Here is a 24,683-nt window from a genome sequence, read left to right on the forward strand (position 1 = left end):
ATTTTCCTGGATGCCGTGATCAAGTCACGGCATGACACAGCCTTTTTTCAACGTTCGTACAGTAGTGGGCTTGACCACGGCATCCAGTCTTTTTATTAAGGTTTTTCCGGATACCGTGGGAGGGGCCTCGGTATGACACCGTACTTGTAATAATCATAATACGGTAATTATGATCCACGCAACAATGCTACGCGGAAATGACATAAAAATATCTATGCAACAAAGTCAGGAATGGGAGCAAATGACGGTATCGGTATCAGCAAAACAAGAACCTGAATCAAAAGGAGTCATACCGTTTGTAACGGAAGTGGCTCGTTACTTCATGGACTTTTTGGAAACCGATTTTCATAAAGTTAAAAACCCTAAACGTCATATCCAGCATCGTAACAGCAATAACCTGCAAATTTGTATAAACCTTAACAAATACAAAAAATACACCTCACTAGTGTGGAAAGTCATTAGACAGGGCTTTGAAGATGGAGTTCCGGGCGAGCTTAAGCGTGGCGTACATACCACCGCTATTCCTCAATCTATCCTGCAGCTAGTACAAGACCAAATAGCTGCGATTAAGTCTGAAGAAGTTGAGAAGGTTATAAAACTATTCTACAATGAAATAGACTTAGGGATATCCAAAAACCCTAACAATACCACCGCTGCCATAACCTGTGCGCTTGATGGCATTGCCCGCGTCATTCGTGAAAAATTCCTTGCCTCCTTCGTGGATAAAATTCGAGAGCCGTTAGATAAAATCCGCACGGCTACGATTGATTCCGTATCTCAAATCGAAGAAGAACTCACTGACATTTTAATAGGCTCACTGGAAGATGCGGTTTCTTCGATCATCAACCAAATTAGCTTAGGAAAAGAGATCGAGACCGAGCAATCGCTAGAGCAGGTTTTTGAACTTAAGGACGTGCAAAATAAGTTAGAAAGCTTTTTTAAGGGTTTTGCTGCCGGCGACTTATTTTTTGAAATTTCCGAACTGGTCAATAATAAGAGCCTTATGGAAAAGCAGGAATTTTACTTATATTTCTGCGACATCAGCTATAACAACAAAACTTACCCGCTATTTTATATTCCCATTCAGATACAGAAAAGCACGGAATGTTTTACCTTTAGTTTTGATTCTCTCTTATATGTGAACAAAAAGGCAATGCAATTCATAGTGCAGAATTACAACGTTGCGGTTGAACGTAAAGGCTCTCTGGATGCATTTGTTGAGCGCATTATTTACCTTGCTGAAAAGCGCCGACATCTGGTGAAAGAAATTGACTCGGCACTTAAGGAAGCAATCAACTATTTTTGTCTAACTCCTTACATTGATATTAACAAGCCGGAACGCCAAGTTGCTAAGGGGCAAGGCTTGCAGATTACAAACGACTGCTATCTCGGTGTGTTTGATAAATCAGACGAATCCTTAGTAAATGATTATGAAGACATTTTGCAAAAGCTACAGGGCGGTGATAATTTTTTAGCTGAAGCCTTTCAATCGATGGTGGATGATTTTATTACAAACAACCCTGTTTCGGTGATAGCAGAAACTGAACATGATTGGGATAATACTAAGGTGAGCGAAAAGCTGGTTTACGCTAGTCCCGTACCGCTGAATGAAGAGCAAAGGCAGATTCTCAGCGCTCTAAATAAAAAGCACTGTAAATACATCACTGTGGAAGGTCCGCCGGGTACGGGTAAAAGTCATACTATTACGGCGATAGTATGCAATGCCATCCTTAAAAATCAGTCCGTTTTGGTGCTTTCCGATAAGAAAGAAGCGCTGGACGTAGTGGAAGATAAAATCACGGAAACCATGAATAAAGTGAGGTTAGATAACCAGTTTCAAAATCCTATTTTGCGGCTTGGACGGGGAGGCAATACCTACTCAAAAATTCTTTCCACTACCTCAATGGAGCACATCAAGGAGCATTATAAAGCGGTTAGGAACGAATACAAAAAACTTGAAACCAATATTGAGCAATCAGTATCGAACCTGAAAAATCAGATCGGCAACACCGTTACCGCTTACGAAAAAATCAAGCTGAACGAAATTGCTGAATTCATCAAACTAGAAAACCGGATTACCGAAGCAGAAAACTTGCCCGTGGAGCTGATGGAATTACACGGTGACCAGTTTTTGGCAGATAATTTAGTTAATCTTCGAGTAGAAATGCTGAAATTGAAGGATAAGCTTAACGACTCACAAAGTAAACTGACGAACCTTTTTAAGAATTTTTACCCTAGTGATAGAAGCGTAACCGCATTCCGGCATTTCATTACCTTCATGGCTATTGTTGATGATTTACGCATCAAGGCAAATAGCCAACTGGAGCATGTTGCTAAAATCCGCAATCCTTCTGCTGATGGGTTAGCCGCTTTGGAAAACTACATAACGAAATGCGAGCAGCTTAAAGCAAGCTGGTTCGGGTTTTTATTCAAAGGAAAACAGATTGCGGCACTAAATGAGCAATTAGGCGCAAAACTGGCTAATGATTTTACCGCACCACATACGCAGTTAGAGCAGCTGAAAAGCATTGCTGAACTGTTTAGAATTTGCAAGCAGCTGAAAGAGGCACAAGAAATAGCTAGCGGCTTTGAGTTTATGCAGGATTTCAATAAAAGCGTTCACCTGCTACTTACACTCAATCTGCCTCTGACAACGGCGACTGAGCGCAAAGATTTATTAGATTCTATTTCCGATATCGTGGCACGCCTTAATCAGTATAGCAAAACTGCTGCAAATATAAATGCGAAAAGCAGCAATATTTTTAGCTTTACTGACAATACTCTTACTAAATATCCCGAAACGGAATTTAAGCAGCTAGCAAGATATCTTTACCTAAAAAATGCTCTACAAGATCACTTCAACAAAATCCCGGAACATAATTACATAGCGGAAAAGAAAACGATTGAAGAACTCATTACCACGCAGATGACCTATAAAATGGACGAGCGTGTGGTTGATTTCTTTGAAAACCACAAGAATGATGCTAAAACGCTGTCCGGCGTGATTTCTAAAAAGCAACGCTTTGATAAAACCAGTTTTGATAAGCTTAAAAAATCCTTCCCCTGCATCCTTGCCAGTATTAGGGATTTTGCCGAATATATACCGCTGGAATCGGAAATTTTTGATTTAGTGATTTTAGACGAAGCTTCACAAGTTAGTATTGCTCAAGCATTTCCGGCTCTGCTGCGCGGCAAAAAAATCGTTGTTCTCGGCGACAAAAAGCAGTTTAGCAATGTCAAATCCAACCAAGCACGTTCTGACACCAATCGAGAATATCTTAACCGCTTGCGCGATGTTTTTGTAGAAACGATTTCGGACGAATCTACTAAACTTGAACGTCTTAGTAAGTTCAATATCAAAACTTCCGTTCTCGAATTTTTTGAGCGTATCAGTAATTATAACATCATGCTTAAAAAGCATTTTCGGGGTTATCGGGAATTAATTTCTTATTCCAGTAAGTATTTTTACGGCGACAGCCTACAAGCAGTTAAAATACGCGCCACGCCGATAGAAAGCACAATCCGCTTTAGCTTTATTGAGCATGATGGACGCATTGAACTAATTGAAAATAGCAATCAGCTTGAACGCGCAGCAATTATTGCCGAAATTGAGCGTATTGCTCGGGAGGAACCTAATCGCTCGATCGGCATTATTACTCCGCACACTAACCAGCAAAAATTACTGGTGGACGCATTTTCAAAGCATCCTGATAATGAGCACTTCGTCAAGCAGCATAAGTTAAAAATTATGACGTTTGACACGTGCCAGGGGGAAGAACGTGATATTATTCTTTATTCGATGGTGGCAAGCGCCGTGTCAGATAAGCTTTGGGGCATTTTCATTAAAGATCGCAATAGCGTAGAGCTTGAAGAAGGCGGGACAATCAAATTGCAGCGTCTAAATGTAGGCTTTAGTCGTGCGAAAGAGCGCATGGATTTTTACTTGAGCAAGCCGCTTGAAGATTATACCGGCTCAATCGGTGAAGCATTACGACATTATCAAAAAACCTGTGAGGAAGCCAAGTGTCTGCCGAATTCGGAAAGCACCGATTCACGTTCACCGATGGAAAAGAAAGTGTTGCACTGGATACAGGAATCGGCATTTTTCAAAGCCAATAAATCCGTTATTGAACTACACACGCAATTTCCTCTTGGCAAATACATTAAGCAGCTAGATAAGCGCTACTCACACCCGACCTTCGTGGTGGATTTCTTACTTGTCTATCTAGATGCGGAAAGTAAGCAACACAAGATCATTATTGAATATGACGGCTTTGAATTCCACTTCCAAGATTTTTCTTCAGTGAATGAGTTTAATTATGATGAATATCACACGGAAAAGCACGTTTACCGTGAAAAAGTGCTGGAAAGTTACGGCTATAATTTCCTAAGGCTAAACCGCTTTAACGTAGGTAAAGACCCTGTGGCAACGTTGAGCCTTCGCCTAGAAGGTCTTATAAAAAAAAAGTCTGCGGTAACCACTCAATAGTTACCGAAATTCATAAAAACATCGATGCTCTTCAAAGCGGGTGTATGAAGGAATGCCCACAATGCAAAAAGGTAAAGGAACAAGATAATTTTAGAGATGAGAAACTTCGCACCGGCTATGGTCGTTTCTGCAATAAATGTAAAGGGAGAAAAGAGTCAAAGCTTCGTGAACCGGCTCTTACGAATGTGAAATGCCCGCGCTGTAATTCTGCAATGATTGTACGAAAAAGAAAGTGGGATAAAAACAAATTTTACGGATGTTCGCGATTTCCGCTATGTAGAGGAACACGATCTTATTAGACACTGTTAACAAAGATAATTAAAATACCTTTGTTAACAGTATCTAAGATTTCTTTATCGCTGAAACAGGCATTTTCTATCTCACCAAATTACTTCATATACAGCTAAATTCATAAAGGTTTAGACAAGATGAATTTAAAGGCAAGCTTGCGCTAGCCGTTAAAAATACATGAACACAGGCGAATGTCAAAAAATTTGCTTGTATCAAGCTTTATGAATGACGCTGTACAGTTGGTTAGAGAGGACGAAGTAATAAAGCAAGTTGAAGATATACTTAAAGGCTTGAAAATTAAAGACCCTGAAATACTTAAACAAACTATGGACTATTTAAAAGATATTAACCGAGGCAGAGCTGATGAAATGAGCGGTGAAGTAAAGGCATTAAGAGAAGAACATACAAAGATTCAAAATAAGCTTGATTCGTTAGTAGATTTAGTAGCGGATGGTGTTTTAACTAGAGAGGAGTTTTTACGTAAGAAATCGCAATTAAAAGAGCGTCAATGTGAATTAAGCGAGTTAATTAAGAGTTATGACGGTATAGACGATAAGCTTTCCAAAAAGCTTTTAGATTTTATAAATGTAACGACAAATGCGTATGAAACTTTTAAAGGTTCGACGATTCCCGAAAAACGAGTCAATCATAAATTTTGTGTAAGTATCTAAAATTCATTTTCTAATAATTCATATTTAAAATCTCCGCAAAGTATCTCAAATTGATTTAAAGCAAGGGACCATTCTCTAATGGGCATGGTCCATTTTTTTGCAGCATTTTTTAGAGCCAGAAAGACGATTTTTGTAATAGATTTATCATCTGGAAAAACTCCCTTATTTTTGATAATTTTACGGATTTGACGATTTACCGATTCAATCGTATTAGTAGTATAGATGACCCTTCTAATTTCTTCCGGAAAGGCAAAAAAAGGCACTATTCCAGTCCAATTACGTTTCCATATATCAGAAATAACCGGATATTTGCTATCCCATTTTTTAGCAAACTCTTCTAATGCTAAATTTGCCATGCTCTCATTATTTGCTGTATAGATTTGTTTTAAGTCAGCCGTTACTTCTTTAAGATCTTTATAAGAAACATATTTTACAGAATTACGAACCATATGCACGATACAAAGCTGTACTATAGTATTTGGAAAGATACTGTTTATGGCATCTCTAAAGCCTTTAAGCCCATCAATACATGCTACATAAATTTGTTCTATACCACGATTTTTTAGCTCGGTTACAACTTGCATCCAAAATTTTGCACCTTCATTTTTGCTAATCCAAATACCAAGTAACTCTTTCTTACCTTCTGTATTAACTGCAATAGCAAGGTAAACAGCTTTATTTATAACCATATTATTATCTCTTGCTTTTACCATTATACAGTCTAAATAAACAATCGGATATATCCTATCTAATGCTCGAGCTTGCCATCTTATTACATCTTCCATTACTCCATCGGTAATGGTAGAGATAAGCTCCTTGGAAACTTCTGTATGGTAGATTTCTTCTAAATGTGCTTGTATCTCACTCATGGTCATACCTCGAGCGTAGAGGGAAATAACCGTATCGTCAAATCCGGAAAATCTTCTAACTCCTTTAGGGATTAGTTGCGGTTCAAACTCACTATCTCTATCACGTGGTACATCAATTACTATTTTTTGACCGCTCTCGTCTATTATTGTTTTTTCTGTTGTACCATTCCTACGATTGCTATCTATCTTCGCTACTTTGCTATGCCTAGAATAACCTAATTCATGATTTAGTTCACTTTCCAATATTCTTTCTACTAGACGCTTCTTTAGTTGCTGAAACAGTCCATCTTTACCAAATAGCTCAGAAGGATTAGCTTGCGATAATAGCTCTTCTACTAGTTCATTATTTATATTTGTTTTTGCTGTCTCTTGTTCTAATTTTTTAGCCATAATTTCCTTTGCTTAAGTTGTTATTTTTTACAGTAATTCTTTATCTGCTTTTTTTCAACTTACACAAATTATATGACTGACTCCGAAAAACGTGAATTTTTAAATTTCATATTTGCGAACCTAGAGCTGAAGGGCTGCAAGGTGCATTACCAACTGGCTTTCCCGTTCACAGAACTCGAAAAATTGGCTAACTGTCCAGACCTGGCGGGGAGCGTGGTACGCAATGCGAACCTTTAACCAGTTTAGATTAGCCTTAGTTCAAGCTTTCGTTAAGCCTTGTTATGCATTAGTACCAACCCTAAATATTTAATTTTAATAAAATTTACTCTATTGTTGTTACATCATACCATACGCTTATTAATCCGGTTAAAATAAGCTCCTCATCATTATTATTAATTGCTTCTTGGATTAAATCAGAGCTTAGTTTACTATTTACGGCAGCTTGCAGCAATTTAGGATGATTTAAAAGCGGCTTATCGTAAATTATTTCTGTGACTGCACATGTTGGTACATCGTTGTTTGTTGCTTTATTCATTTGCGGTGCTATAATTGCCTTAACTGCGTCGTCTATATCTATAAGCTTGCCTCTTGTAATTTGTTTGGTAGTAAACTTTTCCATACGAGCCGTTATTTTTTCTATATGGAATACATTTGTTAATTTCGATACTCCGTTTATTATTTCATTTATAGAATTTTGCATTACAACTTTATTGTTTGCAGTAACAGTGTTGTCATTTTCTAAGTTAGTAATTACCTTTGCTACTACCAGCTTAAATATATTTAATTGATCTATACGTGTTAGGCTATCTATTTTAGTTTGTTGCGATATCATATTATCAATTTCATCTTCTAAATCAATCAGCATTCCCCTAGTTACTTTATTACTATTTATAATGCTTTGTATAATGCTCGCTATATTTTGTAAGTTAATTTGATTTTTCTCTAACTTTTGCATTTTGTTAAGTATGTTATTTTTGTTAGTATTAATAGTACCGGCATTTTCTAATTTATCGATCATTTTTGTTAGTAAGTCGTAAATATTTTCTTCTAAAGCCATAAGACTTGCTTGAGTTGTATCTTGTTTTGTTACTTCTTTAGCTGAATCTTTTATCTCTGCCAGCTTATTCTCATGTGTCACTGAAGTTGCTTGTTTCAACTGTAGGCTCTGCTGTTGTTCTTCTTGTTCCTTTTCTATATTTGCTTTATTAGCTAAATTATCTTTTTTATTCGTCAATAAATCACATATATTTTTAAAACCATTTTTTGTAGCTAAGCTCGATGCAGTTTCGCCGTTATTATTAATCTGATTAATAGCTTGCTCTGACATTTTATTAATAAGCATTTCACAAACTTTTTCTAAACCATAACCAACAGCCCAAGTTAATGCCGTATTGCCGTTTTTACCAATATGATCAATAGCCTGATCGGTCATTTTATTAATAAGCATTTCACAAACTTTCTCTAAGCCGCTACGGGCAGCCAAAGTTAATGCCGTATTGCCGTAATGATTAACGTGATTAATAGCTTTATCAGACATTTTATTAATAAGCATTTCACAAACTTTCTCTAAGCCGCTACGAGCAGCCAAAGTTAATGCCGTATTGCCGTAATGATTAACGTGATTAATAGCTTTATCAGACATTTTATTAATAAGCATTTCACAAACTTTCTCTAAGCCGCTACGAGCAGCCAAAGTTAATGCCGTATAGCCATCATTATTAATGTGATTAATAGCTTTATCAGACATTTTATTAATAAGCAATTCGCAAATCTTTTCTGAGCCACTACTGACAGCAAAAGTTAATGCCGTAGTGCCGTCACAAGTAATGTGATTAATAGCTTTATTAGACATTTTATTAATAAGCAATTCGCAAATCTTTTCTGAGCCACTACTGACAGCAAAAGTTAAAGCCGTATAGCCGTTATTATTAACATTATTAATAGCTTTATCAGACATTTTATTAATAAGCATTTCACAAACTTTCTCTAAGCCATTACCGGCTGCCACAGTTAAAGCTGTATCGCCGTTATTAGTAATCTGATTAATAGCTTTATTAGACATTTTATTAATAAGCATTTCACAAACTTTCTCTAAGCCATTACCGGCTGCCACAGTTAAAGCTGTATCGCCGTTATTATTAACATGATTAATAGCTTTATTAGACATTTTAGATATAAGCAGCTCGCAAACTTTTTCTAATTCTTTATTTGCAGCACAAATTAAAGTTGTTTCGCCGTATTTATCAACTTTGCTTAATTCGTTTGTATTCATTTGTGTAATTAAGCTTTGTGCTTCTGATTCGTTTTTTGCTTTTATTGCTTTTATTAACTCTTCATTTGAGGGTTGAAACCATCTAAACATAACTATATCCTTATTAAATTCTATAATTTTAAATATTTTGTTAAAAATGAGCTATCAACAAATAATAAGGAGCATTTAAGGATGCAATAGATATTTAACTAAAAATTTAAAGGTGTTTCACTATATTCTAAATTTGTTGAACCTGCTAAACCAAGCTCATCATTATTATTAACTGCTTCTTGAGCTAAATTAGGATTTAATTTATTGTTTAATTCAACTGTTCCTTGTAATGCAATTTGTTTATCTAAATAATCGTCTACTCCAAAGAGCCACCCTTTAGTAATAATATTACTTTTGTTATTTATAAACTGCTTCATTGCTTCTATTGTTTGTTGTACTTCTATTTTATCTTTAAAATTCAGTAATTTGCTTGATATATTATTTATTTGGCTTTGCATTACTGCTTTATCGCCTGAGGATGCTGAATGAGTAGCAATATTTTTTTCTAATATTTCTTTTATTTCTGTAATTAGTACTAAATCGTTATCTTCTGTCTCTTGAGTTGCCTGTGGTATTTTAAATTTATCTATTTGTTTCCGTATTTCTTCTGCTTGTAATTGTATATCGGTTATTTGCTTACTAAGAACAGTTAAATGAGTTTTATTAAATAAGTCTTGTTTTGCTTGTATTTCTAAATTTTCAAAAGCTTGTTCAGTAATGCTAATTTTAGCTTTTCGGAATTCTTTCAGAAAATAGATTAATTTTTTTACTTCAGGGTTAGCTTGATCAGAATTATTCAATATATTTTGCATTTCCTTAGTAATCGTGTGTAGTGAAGTTAGCTGTTTTAATAAAGCTTTTCTAGCTTGTACTACTTCATGATTAATATTACTTCGGTTGATTTCTAGCCCTTTCGAAAAAGAAACAAAAGCTTCTTCTTCATATCCTATACTATTTAAGAGTTTTCCTTTATTGTAATAATTATCCTTGATATTTTGATCATATATATCCAAAGTTTTTTGATTCTTCACTAATGGTGATATAAGCGCCTCATTATTATCTTCCATTTTAAGCCTTATATTATTATCATAAATTAATTGATTGGGGTCTTTATTAAGATTAGGCAAATCCTTTAAAGGTACTCCATTATTATAAGGGAAAGTAGTAGAGGTTTTTAATTCAATTGCTTTTTTACCATCAATAATTGCTTCTTCAGGTTTATTTAAAGTAAGTAAAATTTTATACCTATTAAAATAAGCATCTGCAAAATTAGGATTAAGATTTATCGCATGATTATAATATTCTAGAGTTTCTAAATATGCTTCCGGTCTCCGCCCCAAAACAGATAAACTTCTGTTTCCTTGGTTAAAATAAGCTTCTGCATCGGTCGGGTTTAGTTCTATTACTTTTTTAAAATCATCACATTGGCTATAAGTCCCCCGCTGTATAGTGGAATAAACTATTCCTCTGTTATAATAAGCATTAACACATGCAGAGTTTAATTTTATGGCTTCAGTATATGAAGCCACTGCTTTGTGCAATTCGCCCAAGAAATAAAAAGCATTTCCTTCTTGGAAGTAATAAGCTGCATCTTTCGTTACTGAATTATTCTCTCGGTTAAATAATGAATTTTTCATAGTTTTTAGTTAAAATTTTTTTTATATAGTAAATTAATTAGGATTAGGTGCAATTTACATAAATGCACTATCCACACCCAATATAATTGCATCATAATTTATGTTTTGGTAGTCTATCACTTCATTAAGTTGATCTGCTAAATCTATAATATTTCCTTTAGTAATTTTACTTTTACTTAAAAGTTCCTGCATATAATTTGTTATTTGTTCTATGCCGGCCTTATATATTAGAGCTTCACCTTTATGTGCTACATTTTTTATTAGATCTTGCATCATTGGTTTATCATTATCATTAATAGTTTTACTATCAACTATTTTAGTATTTATATCTTCTACTATTGTTTGAAATATATTTTGTTCCTCTATGAAGCTTTTATTTCTTTGTAAATAACCTTCAATTATTTCCATATTTTCATGATCTATATTGTTTTGTCCTAAATCTAAATCTGTAATATTAATATTTTTTCGCAAAGCCTCAATAACTGCTCTCGCTCCTTCATTGCTTATATTATTCATTGCGAGATCAAGATATATTAAACTAGTATTTGTTTTCAGGAGTTCAGCTATTAATCTTGCTCCTTCATCCCCCATCTTATTATTGTGAAGGTCAAGATACAAAAGTAATGGAATGGACCTCCCTATATACAGAATCAATAACAGTAGTTATAGTTCTAGAATAGGAAATTAATCCTAGACAACAATAAGGAGGTCCAAATGGAAGTTAACACAATTGGCATAGATATTGCAAAAAGAATTTTTCAAATACATGGAGTAGATAAAAACGGCAAGACAATATTAAAGAAAAAATTGATTAGGGATCAAGTATTAAGCTTTATAGCTAATTTACCAAAATGTTTAGTAGGAATGGAGGCATGCGGCGGAGCTAATTATTGGGGAAGAGAAATAACAAAATTAGGACATGAGGTTAAATTGATAGCACCACAATTTGTAAAACCATATGTTAAAACTAATAAGAACGACCAAGCTGATGCAGAAGCAATATGCGAAGCAGTAGCGAGACCAAATATGAGATTTGTACCAATCAAAAGTGTAGAGCAGCAGGATATTTTATCAATTCATAGAATAAGAGCAAGGCTAGTAAGAAATCGTACTGCACTAGCTAATGAGATTAGAGGATTATTGTATGAATTTGGCTTAATTATTCCACAAGGGATAAATAAAGTTATCAGTAAATTAACAGAGATTTTAGATAGTGAAACTTTAAGCCGTCTTAGTTATCAAACGTTTAGCGAGTTGAAAGAAGAATTTGTAGATAATGATAAAAAAATAATAGAGTTAGAAAAAAGATTAAAAATACTAGCAGGTGAGTTAGAAGAATATAAACGATTAACAGCTATACCCGGTATAGGTTTAATTACTGCTACAGCATTAATAGCTTCGATAGGTAATGCAAAAAATTTTAGTAATGGTAGACAATTATCAACTTGGCTTGGTTTAGTACCAAAACAATATTCGAGTGGAGGTAAAGAAAGGTTACTTAGTATAAGCAAGAGAGGTGATACTTATTTACGTACTTTATTAATTCAAGGAGCAAGAGCGGTATTAAATGCTAAGCTAAGGTTTACAACTGAAGCACAAAAAAATAAAAAAGATTTTAGTAAATTTACTAAATGGATGTTTAATTTATTAGAACGATGTGGGCATAATAAAACTACTGTTGCAATAGCGAATAAATTAGCACGAGTAGTATTTGCAGTATTACGCACCGGCAATGATTATAATGAAACTAAAGTTTGTAACTGATAAGTTAACAAAATTTAGTAAATAAAATATTAATAAGTATTACTCTAAAATAGAGACTAATATATTCCAACCTGAAATATGCGTGAGATAATAATATTGATGGTAAATAAGACAAACCTTAACCTACAAAAAAACTGATTACCGCACAGGCTCTAATGAAGCCGGAAAAGTGATAAGTAAAAGTTAGTAGGTAGCGAATTCCATCAGGGCTAATTGATAAATTTAAAGTGATAAATTTAAAGTAATTTATCAATTATAAGCCGAATACATGACTGCATTTGCTTGTTGACTATTAAATATTATTTTTTTCTTGCATTATTGGGGAGGTCCATACATGTGGTAGGATTTATTTTTAAAGCGTCACTTATTGCTTTTATTCCTATAGCTCCTATATTATTTTCGCTAATATAAAGATGAGTTAAATTAAGATTTACTTTTAAAACTTCAGCAATTAATCTTGCTTCTTTATCCTGTAGATTAGCTCCTCTCAAGTCAGCCCTGACTATAGTATTATTTATTTCTAAAGCTTCAATAATTAGCGTTAAATTTTCTTCACTTATTTGATTACCTGAAAGGCTAATACTAGTCAGTGTAGTACTAATTTTTATATTATTTGCAATGAGTTTTATATTCTTTGCAATAAAGTTTATTTGTTCCTCATTTAGATTTTGAAAGTTAAAATTAAGGGTAGTGCCTCCGTTCTCTAACTCATTAGCTTGTTGTATTAAGTCCTTATCTTTTAAAACATTTATTAACTTTTGTTTTTGTTGTTCTTCATATTTCTTTTTTGCCTTTTCGTGATTAGTAATATATAAAGGCTTACTATTTAACTCTATGGCTGCACTATATTTTTCTATTGCTTTTTTATATTCACCTTGATCTCTTAAACTATCACCTTCACTATTTAACTCAATTGCTTTTTTATTGTTTTCTTCTTCTAATATACGATTTCTTTGCAAAATTTCTTGAACTTTAGGCGGCTGATTTATAGAAAGGTTACAATAAGTAATATGAGTATTTTTGTTTAAATCTTCTATTATTGATTTTATGCCTTCTGGGCTTATATTGTTACCCATAAGCTCAAGAGAAGTAAGAGTAGTATTTTGTATTAAAGCTTTAACAATTGCTTTCAGCCCCTCATCTCCTATTTTATTATTCATAAGGTCGAGCACTTTAAGGGTATTATTTATTTGTAAAGCTTCTGCTATTGCTATTGCTCCTTTATCTCCTATTTCATTATTATGAAGATAAAGCTGAGTTAAAATTTTATTTGTTTTTAAATTTTGAGCAATTTTAATGGCTTGCTCATCATCTATTTTTTTAGCCTCAAAATTAATAATATTTTTTTGCGGAGATTCTTTTATTTGCAAGTCAATATTAAAATCAGCAATTCTATCATTAATATTTGTAGCGGTAGTATTAGCACTGTTAGGATTTAAATTAGCATTAGGCGAAGGAGTATGTTGTTGTGTATCAGCGGCTCTATGTGATGCGTGCTTTGACGTATGCTTCATAACACGATTTGCTTGACTTACAGGTCGTACTGAATTGTTTAGATGCTGTGTTGAATGATTTGCAGCTTGATGTACTCCGTGCTTTACTCCCTGGTGTGCCGCTGCCTTGACAAAGTGTGATCCCATACTTACCTTCTTAAATATTAAATTTTTGTTTAAAAAAAATAATGTTAACTAATTATTAAGAATATAATAATTAAGAAGTTTAAGAAGGCAAGAGAAATATAATTAAAGGTATAAATAAAATATTAATTAAATTATAGTTGAAAATATTTTTTTAAAAGCTTAGTGTTTTACCAGTTCATAATACGACAGTATATTCATAGCAACATTTAATTATGGAAAAAGTTATGAAACGATTTGTATATAATTCTTATAACAAAAATAACCGTAACAATTCTGCTTTTTCTAAAGTAGAAGAAGATATAGCAGAAGCTTATTATCTAAAAGGCAAAGATTATTATTACAAACAAAATAAAGTGCAAGAAGCTTTAGAGTACTTTACTAAAGCAATAAGCCTGTGTCCTTGGTATGTGCAGGCTTACACAGAAAAAGGTAATGTTTTACGTTTTTTAGGCAATTATATGCAAGCACTAGAATGTCTAAGTCAAGCTATAGAGTTAAGTCCTAATTATATTATAGCTCATTATCAACTAGTTAGAGTTTTATCTGCTATAGGCAAAAAATATGAGGCTATTGAATGCTTTAATTTAGCAGAAAAGCTAGGTTGTTATAATGTTGAAGATTGGTTTGTTAAAGCTCATGCCTTATCTGCCTTAAATTATCAACAGCAAGCAATAACAATTTACGATTGGATTATCACATACAACCCAAACTATGCAGATGTTTACAATTGCAAAGGTAATATCTTATCTGACTTAGAACGAAATGAAGAGGCGATTATTGCTTATGATATGGCTATAAAATTCCTGCCTGATTTTGCTGAAGCTTATAACGGTAAGGGCAATACTTTATCCGCTTTAGGTGACTACAAAGGAGCAATTATTGCTTACGATAAGGCTATCAAATATAAATGTGATCATACGCTTGCTCACTGTAATAAAGCAATAGTTTTATTTCTCTTAGGCTACTATAAAGAAGCAGTTATTGCTTATGATATGGTTATAAGGCTCAAACCTGATTTTTGTGATGCTTACAACGGTAAGGGTGATGCCTTATTTGCTTTAGGACGAAATGAAGAAGCTAGAATCGCTTATGATCAAGCTACAAAACTCAAACTAGATATGGAATTTGCAGATGCTTACAATTGTAAGGGCGATGCCTTGGTTTCTTCCAATAGATATAAAGAAGCGATCATTGCTTATGATCAAGCGATTAAATATAAGCAGGATCATACTCTTGCTTGCTATAATAAAGAAGTAGCCTTATCAGTTTTAAGAAAAAAGCAAGAAACAACTATTGATTATGATATGAATACAAAGCTTAAAGAAAATAATGATAAGGTTGATGATGCTAGAGAGGATGTTACGTTAAGCGGTTCGATGGAAATAGATTGAACCAATACTGAAACTTCTTCAGTATGGTAGTTTTAGGAGGTTGCTAAAAAGTCTGTATAAGTAATTATTCCTCAAATAAAATAGCACATTTGTTTAGAGCGAGTTTTAATTATAAATACTAATATAAATCAATACTGGATCAAGTATAAAAAATTTAGGATATAAAATTATGTGGGAAGAATTAGTCACTACAATACAAGCAAAAAATATACAAGAAGCTACAGATTTAATAAAACGAATGACTCCAGCTGAATTAAATATAATAAATAGCGATGGGAATACAATATTCACTTTTGCAGCATTAAACAATTTGGAAGAAATATGCGAGTTACTGATATACAAAATGAATGATCAAGCTTTAAATGCAATAAATAATAAAGGGCATACAGCTCTATCGGCAGCAGCTAGCAGAAAGTTAGGTAAAGTATCTGAATTATTAGTATCAAGAATGAGCGAAGAAGCTATTAATGCTATTAATGATTATGGAGTTACAGCGTTAATGTCCGCTGCCAGAAAAAGATTAGAAAATGTATGTGAATTGCTAATTTTTAAAATGAATACATATTCCATAAATTCTATTACAAAAAATGGTAATACAGCATTGATATATGCGGCTAATTATAGATTAGAGAAAACATGTACTTTGTTAATACCTAAAATGAATGATGAAGCTATTAATTCAATTAATGCAAAAGGGGACACGGCACTAATTTGGGCAGCTAAAAAAGGTTTTAATATTATATGTGAGACGCTAATTTCTAAAATGAATAATGAAACCATTAATATTGTAAATAATAAAAAGCAAACAGCATTTTCTGTAGCATTAGATAACGATTTAGAAAAGAGTTGTGAATTACTAATACCTAAAATTAGTAACCAAGCTATTAACTCTAAAGATAAAGAAAATTTTACTCTATTAATGATCGTGGCGAGTAAAGGATGGGAAAAAAGCTGTGAATTGCTTATACCTAAAATGAATGTTCAGAGTATTAATGCTATTAATAAGTATGGGGACACAGCTTTAATTTGGGCTGCTAAGTCTCGAATGGAGAAAATATGCGAATTACTAATACCAATAATGGATGATGCTACTTTAAATGTTATTACTGAGAAGGGTAATACAATATTAAGCTGGACAACTAAAAGAGGGTGGGAAGAATTATCTAAATTATTGATATCTAAGATGAGCAAAGAGGCTATTAGTTCTATTAATAAGGATGGTAATACAGCATTAATTTGTGCTATACGTAATGATTTAGAGGACGTCAGTAAATTATTGATATCTAAAATGAGTAAAGAGGCTATTAATTTTAAAAATTTTAAATGCGAAACCCCTTTAAGTTTAGCTACTGAGAAAGGGTTAAAACAAATATGTGATTTATTGGATACTAAAATAAGAGAGGAAACTATTAGCATATTTCTAGAAGAAGATTTTAAAAATGAGTTTCTAATTGAAGAATCTCTGGCAAAAAAAAGTGAAGCATATTCTCAGTATTTTGAGAATTTTATATCGCCACAGCTTCAAAAAAGTATAAAACCTGAAAATTCTACTACCACAAACATTCCTACTACTATAAATAATTTAGAATTAAATGCTAATGGAGTAATTCTAACTGGCGAAGAGCAGGAAATCTCTTCTTATAGCTTATAATAAATATTTATTGCTACTTACTTACAGCTTAACTGTAAGTAGAGATTTGCCCTATAGTAACCGCATCATTGGCAGAAATAAACTATATTGCTTTTAAAGCCGATATATTCTTGATTTTTAAACTAATTATTTACATAATTTACTCTAGAGCGTATATATTCTTATATGAATAACAACTAAAAGTACGGAGAGATTTTAATGTTGAATCCAGATATAATTACAATGAAAGACGAAAATCGCCAATTATTTTCAGCATTAAAAGATGGTGATATTAAAGCAATGCGATTTTGGCTTGACAAAGGAGCTAATTTAACGAGTAGTGATAATTTAAGCAAAACTATAAACATTAGGAATCTCTCAGGCGAAACCATCTTGTTTAAAGCGATAGATGAAGATAAGGCAGACGTCGTAAAATTTTTACTTAAAAAGGGTGCAGATAGCAATATTGCGACGTCATGGGGACTCCCTCCTTTACATTTTGCGGCCTTTAGAGAAAATTTGGAAATAATAGAGCTTTTGATTAAGAGCGGTGCTAAGATAAATGCTCAAGATGTTGATGGAGAGACTGCCTTGTATTATTTATTATGTAAGCATACGGTTAATATACCGTTAGTAAAATTATTCTTCATCAAAGGAGCGAATATAGATATTAAAAATAGTGATGGGAAGAGTCTTCTTGAGATGATGAAGAGTAAAAATATTGAGCTAAAAGCATTATTTGAAGATGAAAGTAATGTTTTAACTACTCCTGAAATAACTTCAAATACTCTTCAAGCCGATACGATAGATATGGATGTAACTACTACTAATATGCTCGGTGAAGATGAAGGAAGAAGTTTATTATATAGTAAATTCAATTGAATTAGAGACTAGGCGCAAGGAGTGATGCCTATAATAATAGATGAGCGACGCGTAACAACATCCCTATTTCAAGTCAATTTACTATAAACCAAGAAAATACAATCAGTTTTATTAGGTCAGTATAATATTTAAATGTGTAAAATTCTTGTAAATACCGATACTTCGGCCGAGATGCTAAGCTAGAGAGGTCAAAGGGCTGTAGTAGGTATTGTCTTTGATTGCAACATTAAATTATATTTAACGCTTAGCAAACATAAATCCACCTCACCTAAAAATATAGCCCGCTCCAGCTTACGACGCTTCACTAGTCCTTTAAGTTCTTTGTCTTTCACAAAGACCCATCGGAGGAATTGATCGGCAGCCTCAGCATATTTACCTTCGTTCAACCTTTTTAATAGTGTTGAGTTTCTAAAGGCTGCGCTACCGCAATTAAAAATAAAAGAGATTAAAGCCGCTTTTTGATTAACGGTTAAATGAACGTGACAATATCTGCTCAAATCCATTTGTACTTGCTTAACATCTTCGTCAAGTAATCGCTCGGCTTGTTCTTTAGTTATTTCACTATCTAATTGCGCTTGCTCATGGGGTTTTATTGCGTGACCATAGCCAATTGTTTTACGACCTGCAGGGCAGTAATAAGGAACAAGCCTTAAGGATTCAAATTGCTTGATTAACTGTTTTGCTAGTTTTTGAGTGGACATTTAACGTAACCTCAATTATTTTTGATTGCCTTATTCTTCAGTGGTTCTGCTGCCTCTTTTTTGCCGATCGGGGTTTTGGTGATTAGCCTTAAGATAATATTAATAATTGCTATAAAAGTTACGCTTATTGCCGTTTTTTGCTCTTCCGGTAATTCAATATTTAAATCAGCAAGCCAAGCTGTTAATAATGCTGTTCCATTAAATATAATTGTTCTAAATCCTTGTAATGTTTTCATAAAAATACCTTTTTGTTAATGTTGATGGTTTTGATGAGTGTATTATTCCCAGTGCCAAGAGCCATGGGGTTTTAGTAGTTGGACGGTTATTTTGACTAAACCGCTAATGAAATTGTTATTATCGTTTAGTATCTTCCGTAACTCCGACGCTAAAAGAGCTACAGCCATATATTTCCTCTAGAACCCTGATATTAACGGCAATGACGTAAGTGTGATGCGGTATTTTTATTGTCGTGTCCGTATATTCCCCCGATAATTTTACATCTTCCTCCAAATGCATTATTTGCAAATACTCGCCGCTACCTTTTTTAATTAGATAATCATTTTGAACTTGCACAGGCGTAACGGATAAAGCTGAAACGTCGATTTGCTCCCAGCTTTTACCGGTAAATCGGTATTTTGTTCCATCTTTATTATGGGTAACTTCTAACCATTTATGGGGAATAATAAACCGCCAGCTATTATCGAGCCTTTGAGCTATTTTATTTGAATGATTTGCAAATTCCCCGGTAGCATTTTGACCGATTATATATAACTGCCCCGGTCTTGGCGAATCAGGCGGCGAGGTTATATTAATCTCGTGAATTACCGAATTTACTAGTACGTCAAGCATATTTAACGCTTCGTTATGGGTAATTTCCTTCTGTGCCTGCCCGCTATGGATAAGCGGCAGTTTTAACCGATTTGTATACATATAATTATTTTAGTTAAGGGTTATAGTAGTGCTGTAGCCTCTGCCGATTTGAGCGGATAGTTGGTAAATAGTGGCGGTTAGTTCTACCGGGGGATTTCTAAAGTCGTTATTTATTTGCTCTTTTGTATAAGTAACTGATTCGGTGGTAGTTTCTAAAGTTCTGATTAATTTCTTTTTCTTGCTTATATCGATTTCGTATTTTTCTAGAGTTTCGCCAATCGGTATATCAACATAGTCCCGCCAATCGTTGTCAATTCTACTCCGACGTATCCAGCTAATTATTATACTGCCTTCTGCATCTTTTGTAGCTTGTGCGTAAACCGGAGCAAAGGGCTTTAAAGCTCTGCCGATATAGGTAAAAGTGAAGCTGTCAGTTTCGGCAAGAGTTTTGCCAAGAGTTACGGCTTTGTAATTTACGGGTTTGCCGATTAAATTATTGGGTATAGGAACGCTAATAATTTCATTATTTAAAAGAATAAACTTATCACTGATTTTATGGCTATTAATTGCCCATTCCGTGCCGCTTCTGCCTCGTAGCAATCTAGTTAACTTATATTTCTGATCTTTGATAAGCTCGGCATTTTGAAATTGAATTAACTCATTCCCGATAAGAGCCTTATTGGCGCCATTAAGCAGTAGCCCATGTAGTAATTGTACTATTTATTTTACTAGATATACCCAGTATTAGAGCCTATCAGTAAATAAAAATTAAAGAATAAAGAGTAGAAAAATAGAAGAAGAAATGTTATATAAGGTAGCAAAAAAGCAAAAGAACTATGAGCTATCCAAGTGAATTACGGGATGAAGAGTGGGAAATAATAAAAGAATATTTTGCCTATAAGAAGAAAGGCAGGAAAATAAAAATAGATAGAAGATCAATAGTAAATGCAATATTTTATCAGAGCCGTACAGGGTGTCAGTGGCAATATTTACCAAAAGAATATCCAAATTATAAAATAGTTAATGAATATTATAATAAATGGAATCGTAGAGGATTATGGCAAAAGATAAATGAAGAACTGGTTTCAAGATGCCGAGAATCAATGGGGAAAAAAAGCAAATCCGAGAATTGGAATAATTGATTCGCAATCAATTAAGAATACGCAAAGAAGTGAAGTAAAAGGGTATGATGCCGGTAAAAAGATAAAAGGAATAAAGCGTCATATAGTAACAGATGCAAATGGTTTATTACTAGCTGTTAATGTACATTCAGCAAGTATACAAGATAGGGACGGTGCTAAAGAAAGCTTGCTTGTAGCAAAGAATAAATATCCATCAATTGAAAGATTTTTTGCAGATGGAGGCTATAGTGGTAATTTACAAAATTGGTGTTTTTTGAATACAAAATCATTGTTATCTGTAGTAAAGAGAAAATCAGAAAAATTTGAAATCTTACCGATTAGATGGATAGTAGAGCGTACTTTTGGTTGGTTAAATAATTTCAGAAGGTTAAGTAAACATTACGAACATACTGTCAAATCTGCTACTAATCAGATTTATATTGCTATGATTCGGTTAATGCTTAATAAACTGATTTGTTAACACTTATTTACTGATAGACTCTAAGAGGAGGAAGAAAAAATTTTCCTTAATTATTTATAACAATAGCTTATTTTCTAAATATTGGATAAAATCTTTAGTTTTTAATAGAGATTTTTTTATTATTTCTTTGTCAGAAATATTTAATTTAGTGTGTAGTAATTCTCGATACAAAGTTGTTTCTATTTGATATAGGTGACAAGCATCTAAATAATTATTTAAAATTTTATTTCCGGTTTTTATTGCAATTATTACGCCTGGGTTATTTTTATCAAATTGGATTATATGAGAAAGATATTTTAATCCTTTATCATTAGTTAAATGCCAGCATTCTATATTAGAAGGATTCACCTTATACGGATTTTGCTCTAACATAGCACATGTTCTAAAAAAATGAATGTCATGAGCTGCATTCCAACTATTATGCATTGTTTCTTCTTTTGCTTTTTTAATATCTCTAAATTTACTCTTTTTAACAAAGTTATTTACCATTTCTTGTAAATTATTATCTAAAAGTGTTTCATTAAAGAAAGAATATTTAGCTACCTCAGCTACTACACCATCGACTAAGCCTATATTATGTGACATGGTATCAATTAGAAGCTTAAATTTATCCAATCTTGATAAATTAGCATAAAACTTATGAATATAATGTATACATAATATACCTGCATATATCGTTAATAAAAATTCGTATTTTTGTTCTTTGTGAAATTGAGATAATATAGTTTCATAAGGTAGTGAATCATAAGCATTTCTAAATTTAGGTAGATAATCTTTTAAAAATATTTCAAAAGCTTTATAATTTACTTTTTTATATTTTTCAGCCGCTTCGCTTAAAGCAAAACCTGGAGATAAAAATATTTCTGGTAGTTCTTGAAGAAGTGTTATTATATTCTTTATATTTTGACTATCATAATTACTTTTACTAGAGATGTTCTGGATATCATTTATTTCTAATCTATTTCTACTGACTATAAACTTACGTATATCGCATAAAATATTTAAATCTATATATATAGTGGTCTCTATCTTCTTAAATGCATTAGAGATACATCTTTCTTTTGTTAAAGTTTGATTAGAAAAAATTAATTCAGGAGAACTGATAACTCTAAATAAAAATAATCGTTTAGTATGTTTCATATTCTTTTGCTATCTATAATAAAAAAGCAATTGAATGATAGCTTAATAAATAGATTATTCAACTATAAATCATATAATATTACCGGCTAACCTTAATTGTCCGTAGACCTTCGGGATTACCTCGCCGTAACTTGATATTTGGACTTTTAGGTCATTTAACCTTGCCCCCTCTCTTGCATCACCAAAGCCAAAATTGTTTTGAGCTTTTTTCTTTTTACCGAATAAATTACCGATAGCATTACCGAGTACTGCACCTTTAATGCCGCCGCCAAAACCCGAAAGCTCCACCGACTACAGGCAGTATTTTACCAAGCCCAAACATTTTAGATTTTTACTAGAGTAATTTTTAATCTCTATCTTTGTACACAGAATCTCTTTTACCGATTCTAATTACTAATACGGTAATTTCTTGATCTTTAATTTGGCAAATTAATCTATAATCTCTTACTCTATAACGCCATAATTTAATAGCATTACTACCTTTAAGTTGTTTGCCATGATTTCTAGGAGATACAGAAACATTTTTAATTAAAAATTGGTAGATAGATTGTTTTATATCTTTAGTTAGTTTACTAAATTCTTTTTCACTACTTGTTGTAAATTCAATCTTCCAAGCCATATTTTTCCTTTATTTCACTTAAAGAGATTGTTTCTTCACCTTTTTCGATTCGAGATAAAGCAAGTAATAAATCGGCTTTTTCTTGTATATAATTTTCTATTGCTTTACGAATAATATATCCTTTTGGTCTATCTGTTTCTTTAGCAATAGTTGAAAGAACCATATCAAGTTCTTCCGGAATTCTAGTAGTAATAACAGTCATAAAATACCTATAATACATTATACTACTTAATATTACAGTATATTAAAAAAAATACAACGTATTATTATAATCTTGAGCTTAATCTATCTATCCCTGGTAAATCAGACTCACCGCGGAAGTTGATAATATTATTAAATTTTTCTATGCAAGTTTTGCTACTCTTATCGCAACCGGCGACTATAGTAAACTCATCACCTACATTAATAACAAAAGGCATCGGTAAAACTAAAGTGATGCGACTATTAATAAAGCTTTTCACTTCCATTTGTAGACCAATATTTTTGCCTGTTTGCCAGCTGATATAGCCATAAGTAAACCAATCGTTTTGCTGCATTAATTTAGCAGAAGTAAAAGTTTGTCGGTCGATTACTTCGGTAACTATTGCCTGCACGGTAAAATTTTCCTGATGCAAATTAAATTTACAACGCTGATCCCCTAAATTTGTTCGGCAATGAGGCAAGTAAGTTTCACACATAGTTTGCGATAGAAATTGCGTTAGCCCTCTTACCTCGGCATGGAATAGATTTTTATTTAATGTTACTTCGCCTAAAATTCCATACTTTTGGATTATTTTACCGGTATTCGGCGATTGATAATTAACTAAAAATATTTCCACTTCAGCAAAATCATATTTACCGGCTAGCAAATCTATTTCAGTTATTTTATTGTCGTGGAATTGTCCGGCTAAATCGAGATTATCAACCGCCATATTACTATTGCTTTCTACATTGGTTGGCGTAAAACCTGCTATTGAGTCGTATTTGATCTCATCAACAAATAAAGCCTGGTCGTGATCGGTAAAAGCAAAAACTTTGTTGTTATCTTTGCGTGTTAATTTCCAGCAAGTGGCAATAGTAGTTACTTCTGCGCTTAAATGATTCTTAAGCTGCGGGCTTAAATTCCTCATATTCTAACTTCAACTAAAGGAATATTGCCCCAAGAGCCTATGGCGAAACTATCTATTGAAAAATCTAGGTGATCGGTATCGAAACGTACTGGTACGTCAAACTCAAAATCGGCGGTTATTTCTTCGTCATTTTTTGGTGCTAAATTAAAACTTACTCCACCGGTTGTAAAATCAATATTAAATCCTTGATTTATAGGCAAAGCATCTATATAGATTTTACAGAAATTATTATTTACCGGCTTATTTATAACTCTAGTATATTCATAATTGCCGCTTGAATAATGTTTAACTAGTTGAAACTCTTTTTGTTGACCATTACCTTTGCCTATTATTTGATGAACAGCTTTATAATCCGACCAATCTTTATAGCGAAAGCCTATTGCTCTGCCTCTTCTTGACCTGAAAAAGGCTATTAGCTGCTGCCATTGTTCTTCCGTTTTTATACCACTACTTATGTCATATCTAGCCCGTGCCTCTTGCCAGTTAATATTGCGCTGCTCGTGACCGCTAAAAGTTGTAACGATATCGGTTGAAAACATCGCTCCACCCTTCGAGCCATAAGATATTTCCGGCGGAAATTGTATTTCGGCAAAGGGATTAATCATATTTAGAGAACAAAGAATGCTTATATTTTAGAAATTGAATTTTATTTTGAAGGGTGAACGCACGCAGCTTATTATAATAAG

The 24,683-nt window shown here is 33.1% G+C and carries 25 protein-coding genes; 9 read left to right on the forward strand and 16 right to left on the reverse strand.

Features of this window, described 5'->3' with window-relative positions; genetic code table 11:
* Positions 1-19: 19 nt before the first annotated feature.
* Positions 20-178, reverse strand: coding sequence for a hypothetical protein (locus AAGD64_RS07330; RefSeq protein ID WP_341792927.1), 159 nt, complete (start codon positions 176-178; stop codon positions 20-22).
* 36 nt (positions 179-214) lie between these two features.
* Between AAGD64_RS07330 and AAGD64_RS07335 the strand changes: the two genes are divergently transcribed.
* The 3 genes from AAGD64_RS07335 to AAGD64_RS07340 all read left to right on the forward strand — a co-directional run bounded on the left by AAGD64_RS07335 (position 215) and on the right by AAGD64_RS07340 (position 5,451).
* Positions 215-4,489, forward strand: a complete 4,275-nt coding sequence (locus AAGD64_RS07335) for an AAA domain-containing protein (RefSeq protein ID WP_341792928.1) — start codon at positions 215-217, stop codon at positions 4,487-4,489.
* A 212-nt stretch (positions 4,490-4,701) separates the two neighbouring features.
* Entirely contained in the window at positions 4,702-4,788 is an 87-nt protein-coding gene (locus tag AAGD64_RS10630) for a hypothetical protein (RefSeq protein ID WP_366518266.1), read from the forward strand.
* A gap of 183 nt (positions 4,789-4,971) precedes the next feature.
* Complete coding sequence (locus tag AAGD64_RS07340; RefSeq protein ID WP_341792929.1) at positions 4,972-5,451, forward strand: hypothetical protein; 480 nt, start codon at positions 4,972-4,974, stop codon at positions 5,449-5,451.
* Here AAGD64_RS07340 and AAGD64_RS07345 read toward each other — a convergent pair.
* The 4 genes from AAGD64_RS07345 to AAGD64_RS07360 form a co-directional block, all read right to left on the reverse strand.
* Complete coding sequence (locus AAGD64_RS07345) at positions 5,448-6,710, reverse strand: IS256 family transposase (protein WP_341792930.1); 1,263 nt, start codon at positions 6,708-6,710, stop codon at positions 5,448-5,450. The two genes, AAGD64_RS07340 and AAGD64_RS07345, sit on opposite strands and share 4 nt — an antisense overlap.
* 322 nt (positions 6,711-7,032) lie before the next feature.
* Entirely contained in the window at positions 7,033-9,072 is a 2,040-nt protein-coding gene (locus tag AAGD64_RS07350; protein WP_341792931.1) for an ankyrin repeat domain-containing protein, read from the reverse strand.
* Between the two features lie 98 nt (positions 9,073-9,170).
* The gene (locus AAGD64_RS07355; RefSeq protein ID WP_341792932.1) at positions 9,171-10,649 is read right to left on the reverse strand and encodes a tetratricopeptide repeat protein; all 1,479 of its coding nucleotides are present in this window, start codon (positions 10,647-10,649) and stop codon (positions 9,171-9,173) included.
* A gap of 54 nt (positions 10,650-10,703) precedes the next feature.
* Complete coding sequence (locus AAGD64_RS07360; RefSeq protein WP_341792933.1) at positions 10,704-11,303, reverse strand: hypothetical protein; 600 nt, start codon at positions 11,301-11,303, stop codon at positions 10,704-10,706.
* A 60-nt stretch (positions 11,304-11,363) separates the two neighbouring features.
* On the opposite strand from AAGD64_RS07360, the gene AAGD64_RS07365 reads away from it, so the two are divergent.
* A complete protein-coding gene (locus AAGD64_RS07365; RefSeq protein WP_341792650.1) occupies positions 11,364-12,413 on the forward strand; it encodes an IS110 family transposase in 1,050 nt (349 codons plus the stop codon).
* A gap of 299 nt (positions 12,414-12,712) precedes the next feature.
* Here the strand turns inward: AAGD64_RS07365 and AAGD64_RS07370 are convergent, their stop codons facing one another.
* Complete coding sequence (locus AAGD64_RS07370; RefSeq protein WP_341792934.1) at positions 12,713-14,053, reverse strand: hypothetical protein; 1,341 nt, start codon at positions 14,051-14,053, stop codon at positions 12,713-12,715.
* A 224-nt stretch (positions 14,054-14,277) separates the two neighbouring features.
* On the opposite strand from AAGD64_RS07370, the gene AAGD64_RS07375 reads away from it, so the two are divergent.
* The 3 genes from AAGD64_RS07375 to AAGD64_RS07385 all read left to right on the forward strand — a co-directional run bounded on the left by AAGD64_RS07375 (position 14,278) and on the right by AAGD64_RS07385 (position 17,956).
* The gene (locus AAGD64_RS07375; protein ID WP_341792935.1) at positions 14,278-15,444 is read left to right on the forward strand and encodes a tetratricopeptide repeat protein; all 1,167 of its coding nucleotides are present in this window, start codon (positions 14,278-14,280) and stop codon (positions 15,442-15,444) included.
* Between the two features lie 169 nt (positions 15,445-15,613).
* Positions 15,614-17,095 (forward strand): ankyrin repeat domain-containing protein, encoded by a 1,482-nt coding sequence (locus AAGD64_RS07380; protein ID WP_341792936.1) that lies wholly within the window; start codon positions 15,614-15,616, stop codon positions 17,093-17,095.
* Positions 17,096-17,317: 222 nt separating this feature from the next.
* On the forward strand, positions 17,318-17,956 hold the full coding sequence (locus tag AAGD64_RS07385; RefSeq protein WP_341792937.1) for an ankyrin repeat domain-containing protein: 639 nt from the start codon (positions 17,318-17,320) through the stop codon (positions 17,954-17,956).
* 188 nt (positions 17,957-18,144) lie between these two features.
* On the opposite strand, the gene AAGD64_RS07390 is transcribed toward AAGD64_RS07385, so the two are convergent.
* The 4 genes from AAGD64_RS07390 to AAGD64_RS07405 form a co-directional block, all read right to left on the reverse strand.
* Positions 18,145-18,657: a lysozyme gene (locus AAGD64_RS07390; protein WP_341792938.1), complete on the reverse strand. Its 513-nt coding sequence runs from the start codon at positions 18,655-18,657 to the stop codon at positions 18,145-18,147.
* An 11-nt stretch (positions 18,658-18,668) separates the two neighbouring features.
* Complete coding sequence (locus tag AAGD64_RS07395) at positions 18,669-18,893, reverse strand: hypothetical protein (protein WP_341792939.1); 225 nt, start codon at positions 18,891-18,893, stop codon at positions 18,669-18,671.
* A gap of 118 nt (positions 18,894-19,011) precedes the next feature.
* Positions 19,012-19,587, reverse strand: a complete 576-nt coding sequence (locus AAGD64_RS07400) for a DUF2793 domain-containing protein (RefSeq protein WP_341792940.1) — start codon at positions 19,585-19,587, stop codon at positions 19,012-19,014.
* A 9-nt stretch (positions 19,588-19,596) separates the two neighbouring features.
* Positions 19,597-20,127 carry a hypothetical protein gene (locus AAGD64_RS07405; RefSeq protein WP_341792941.1) on the reverse strand — a complete coding sequence of 177 codons (531 nt, stop codon included), beginning with the start codon at positions 20,125-20,127 and terminating at the stop codon, positions 19,597-19,599.
* A 236-nt stretch (positions 20,128-20,363) separates the two neighbouring features.
* Here AAGD64_RS07405 and AAGD64_RS07410 point away from each other — a divergent pair, with 236 nt between their 5' ends.
* Both AAGD64_RS07410 and AAGD64_RS07415 read left to right on the forward strand, forming a co-directional pair.
* On the forward strand, positions 20,364-20,669 hold the full coding sequence (locus AAGD64_RS07410) for a transposase (RefSeq protein WP_341792942.1): 306 nt from the start codon (positions 20,364-20,366) through the stop codon (positions 20,667-20,669).
* Positions 20,599-21,129: an IS5 family transposase gene (locus AAGD64_RS07415; protein WP_253307782.1), complete on the forward strand. Its 531-nt coding sequence runs from the start codon at positions 20,599-20,601 to the stop codon at positions 21,127-21,129. Before AAGD64_RS07410 ends, AAGD64_RS07415 begins: the two co-directional genes overlap by 71 nt.
* A 54-nt stretch (positions 21,130-21,183) precedes the next feature.
* Here the strand turns inward: AAGD64_RS07415 and AAGD64_RS07420 are convergent, their stop codons facing one another.
* From AAGD64_RS07420 to AAGD64_RS07445, 6 genes are all read right to left on the reverse strand, one after another.
* Positions 21,184-22,269 carry a hypothetical protein gene (locus AAGD64_RS07420; RefSeq protein WP_341792943.1) on the reverse strand — a complete coding sequence of 362 codons (1,086 nt, stop codon included), beginning with the start codon at positions 22,267-22,269 and terminating at the stop codon, positions 21,184-21,186.
* A gap of 69 nt (positions 22,270-22,338) precedes the next feature.
* Positions 22,339-22,557, reverse strand: a complete 219-nt coding sequence (locus tag AAGD64_RS07425) for a hypothetical protein (protein WP_341792944.1) — start codon at positions 22,555-22,557, stop codon at positions 22,339-22,341.
* Between the two features lie 58 nt (positions 22,558-22,615).
* Complete coding sequence (locus AAGD64_RS07430; protein ID WP_253308592.1) at positions 22,616-22,888, reverse strand: type II toxin-antitoxin system RelE family toxin; 273 nt, start codon at positions 22,886-22,888, stop codon at positions 22,616-22,618.
* Positions 22,872-23,090 carry a DUF6290 family protein gene (locus AAGD64_RS07435; RefSeq protein WP_253308591.1) on the reverse strand — a complete coding sequence of 73 codons (219 nt, stop codon included), beginning with the start codon at positions 23,088-23,090 and terminating at the stop codon, positions 22,872-22,874. Before AAGD64_RS07435 ends, AAGD64_RS07430 begins: the two co-directional genes overlap by 17 nt.
* A 64-nt stretch (positions 23,091-23,154) precedes the next feature.
* Positions 23,155-23,997 carry a DUF2163 domain-containing protein gene (locus AAGD64_RS07440; RefSeq protein WP_341792945.1) on the reverse strand — a complete coding sequence of 281 codons (843 nt, stop codon included), beginning with the start codon at positions 23,995-23,997 and terminating at the stop codon, positions 23,155-23,157.
* The gene (locus AAGD64_RS07445; protein ID WP_341792946.1) at positions 23,994-24,602 is read right to left on the reverse strand and encodes a DUF2460 domain-containing protein; all 609 of its coding nucleotides are present in this window, start codon (positions 24,600-24,602) and stop codon (positions 23,994-23,996) included. Before AAGD64_RS07445 ends, AAGD64_RS07440 begins: the two co-directional genes overlap by 4 nt.
* Between the last annotated feature and the right edge of the window lie 81 nt (positions 24,603-24,683).

Origin of the sequence: Rickettsia endosymbiont of Ceutorhynchus obstrictus, assembly GCF_964026565.1 — a bacterium.
Taxonomy (GTDB): Bacteria; Pseudomonadota; Alphaproteobacteria; order Rickettsiales; family Rickettsiaceae; genus Rickettsia.

What these genes read in the sequence shown, in the direction of transcription:
- AAGD64_RS07420 (WP_341792943.1), bottom strand. Translation starts at nt 22,269, where the DNA reads ATGAAACATACTAAACGATTATTTTTATTTAGAGTTATCAGTTCTCCT.
- AAGD64_RS07415 (WP_253307782.1), top strand. Translation starts at nt 20,599, where the DNA reads ATGAAGAACTGGTTTCAAGATGCCGAGAATCAATGGGGAAAAAAAGCA.
- AAGD64_RS07340 (WP_341792929.1), top strand. Translation starts at nt 4,972, where the DNA reads ATGTCAAAAAATTTGCTTGTATCAAGCTTTATGAATGACGCTGTACAG.
- AAGD64_RS07345 (WP_341792930.1), bottom strand. Translation starts at nt 6,710, where the DNA reads ATGGCTAAAAAATTAGAACAAGAGACAGCAAAAACAAATATAAATAAT.
- AAGD64_RS07440 (WP_341792945.1), bottom strand. Translation starts at nt 23,997, where the DNA reads ATGAGGAATTTAAGCCCGCAGCTTAAGAATCATTTAAGCGCAGAAGTA.
- AAGD64_RS07395 (WP_341792939.1), bottom strand. Translation starts at nt 18,893, where the DNA reads ATGAAAACATTACAAGGATTTAGAACAATTATATTTAATGGAACAGCA.
- AAGD64_RS10630 (WP_366518266.1), top strand. Translation starts at nt 4,702, where the DNA reads ATGATTGTACGAAAAAGAAAGTGGGATAAAAACAAATTTTACGGATGT.
- AAGD64_RS07370 (WP_341792934.1), bottom strand. Translation starts at nt 14,053, where the DNA reads ATGGGATCACACTTTGTCAAGGCAGCGGCACACCAGGGAGTAAAGCAC.
- AAGD64_RS07410 (WP_341792942.1), top strand. Translation starts at nt 20,364, where the DNA reads ATGAGCTATCCAAGTGAATTACGGGATGAAGAGTGGGAAATAATAAAA.
- AAGD64_RS07400 (WP_341792940.1), bottom strand. Translation starts at nt 19,587, where the DNA reads ATGTATACAAATCGGTTAAAACTGCCGCTTATCCATAGCGGGCAGGCA.
- AAGD64_RS07355 (WP_341792932.1), bottom strand. Translation starts at nt 10,649, where the DNA reads ATGAAAAATTCATTATTTAACCGAGAGAATAATTCAGTAACGAAAGAT.
- AAGD64_RS07375 (WP_341792935.1), top strand. Translation starts at nt 14,278, where the DNA reads ATGAAACGATTTGTATATAATTCTTATAACAAAAATAACCGTAACAAT.
- AAGD64_RS07430 (WP_253308592.1), bottom strand. Translation starts at nt 22,888, where the DNA reads ATGGCTTGGAAGATTGAATTTACAACAAGTAGTGAAAAAGAATTTAGT.
- AAGD64_RS07435 (WP_253308591.1), bottom strand. Translation starts at nt 23,090, where the DNA reads ATGACTGTTATTACTACTAGAATTCCGGAAGAACTTGATATGGTTCTT.
- AAGD64_RS07335 (WP_341792928.1), top strand. Translation starts at nt 215, where the DNA reads ATGCAACAAAGTCAGGAATGGGAGCAAATGACGGTATCGGTATCAGCA.
- AAGD64_RS07390 (WP_341792938.1), bottom strand. Translation starts at nt 18,657, where the DNA reads ATGTCCACTCAAAAACTAGCAAAACAGTTAATCAAGCAATTTGAATCC.
- AAGD64_RS07445 (WP_341792946.1), bottom strand. Translation starts at nt 24,602, where the DNA reads ATGATTAATCCCTTTGCCGAAATACAATTTCCGCCGGAAATATCTTAT.
- AAGD64_RS07350 (WP_341792931.1), bottom strand. Translation starts at nt 9,072, where the DNA reads ATGTTTAGATGGTTTCAACCCTCAAATGAAGAGTTAATAAAAGCAATA.
- AAGD64_RS07365 (WP_341792650.1), top strand. Translation starts at nt 11,364, where the DNA reads ATGGAAGTTAACACAATTGGCATAGATATTGCAAAAAGAATTTTTCAA.
- AAGD64_RS07385 (WP_341792937.1), top strand. Translation starts at nt 17,318, where the DNA reads ATGAAAGACGAAAATCGCCAATTATTTTCAGCATTAAAAGATGGTGAT.
- AAGD64_RS07380 (WP_341792936.1), top strand. Translation starts at nt 15,614, where the DNA reads ATGTGGGAAGAATTAGTCACTACAATACAAGCAAAAAATATACAAGAA.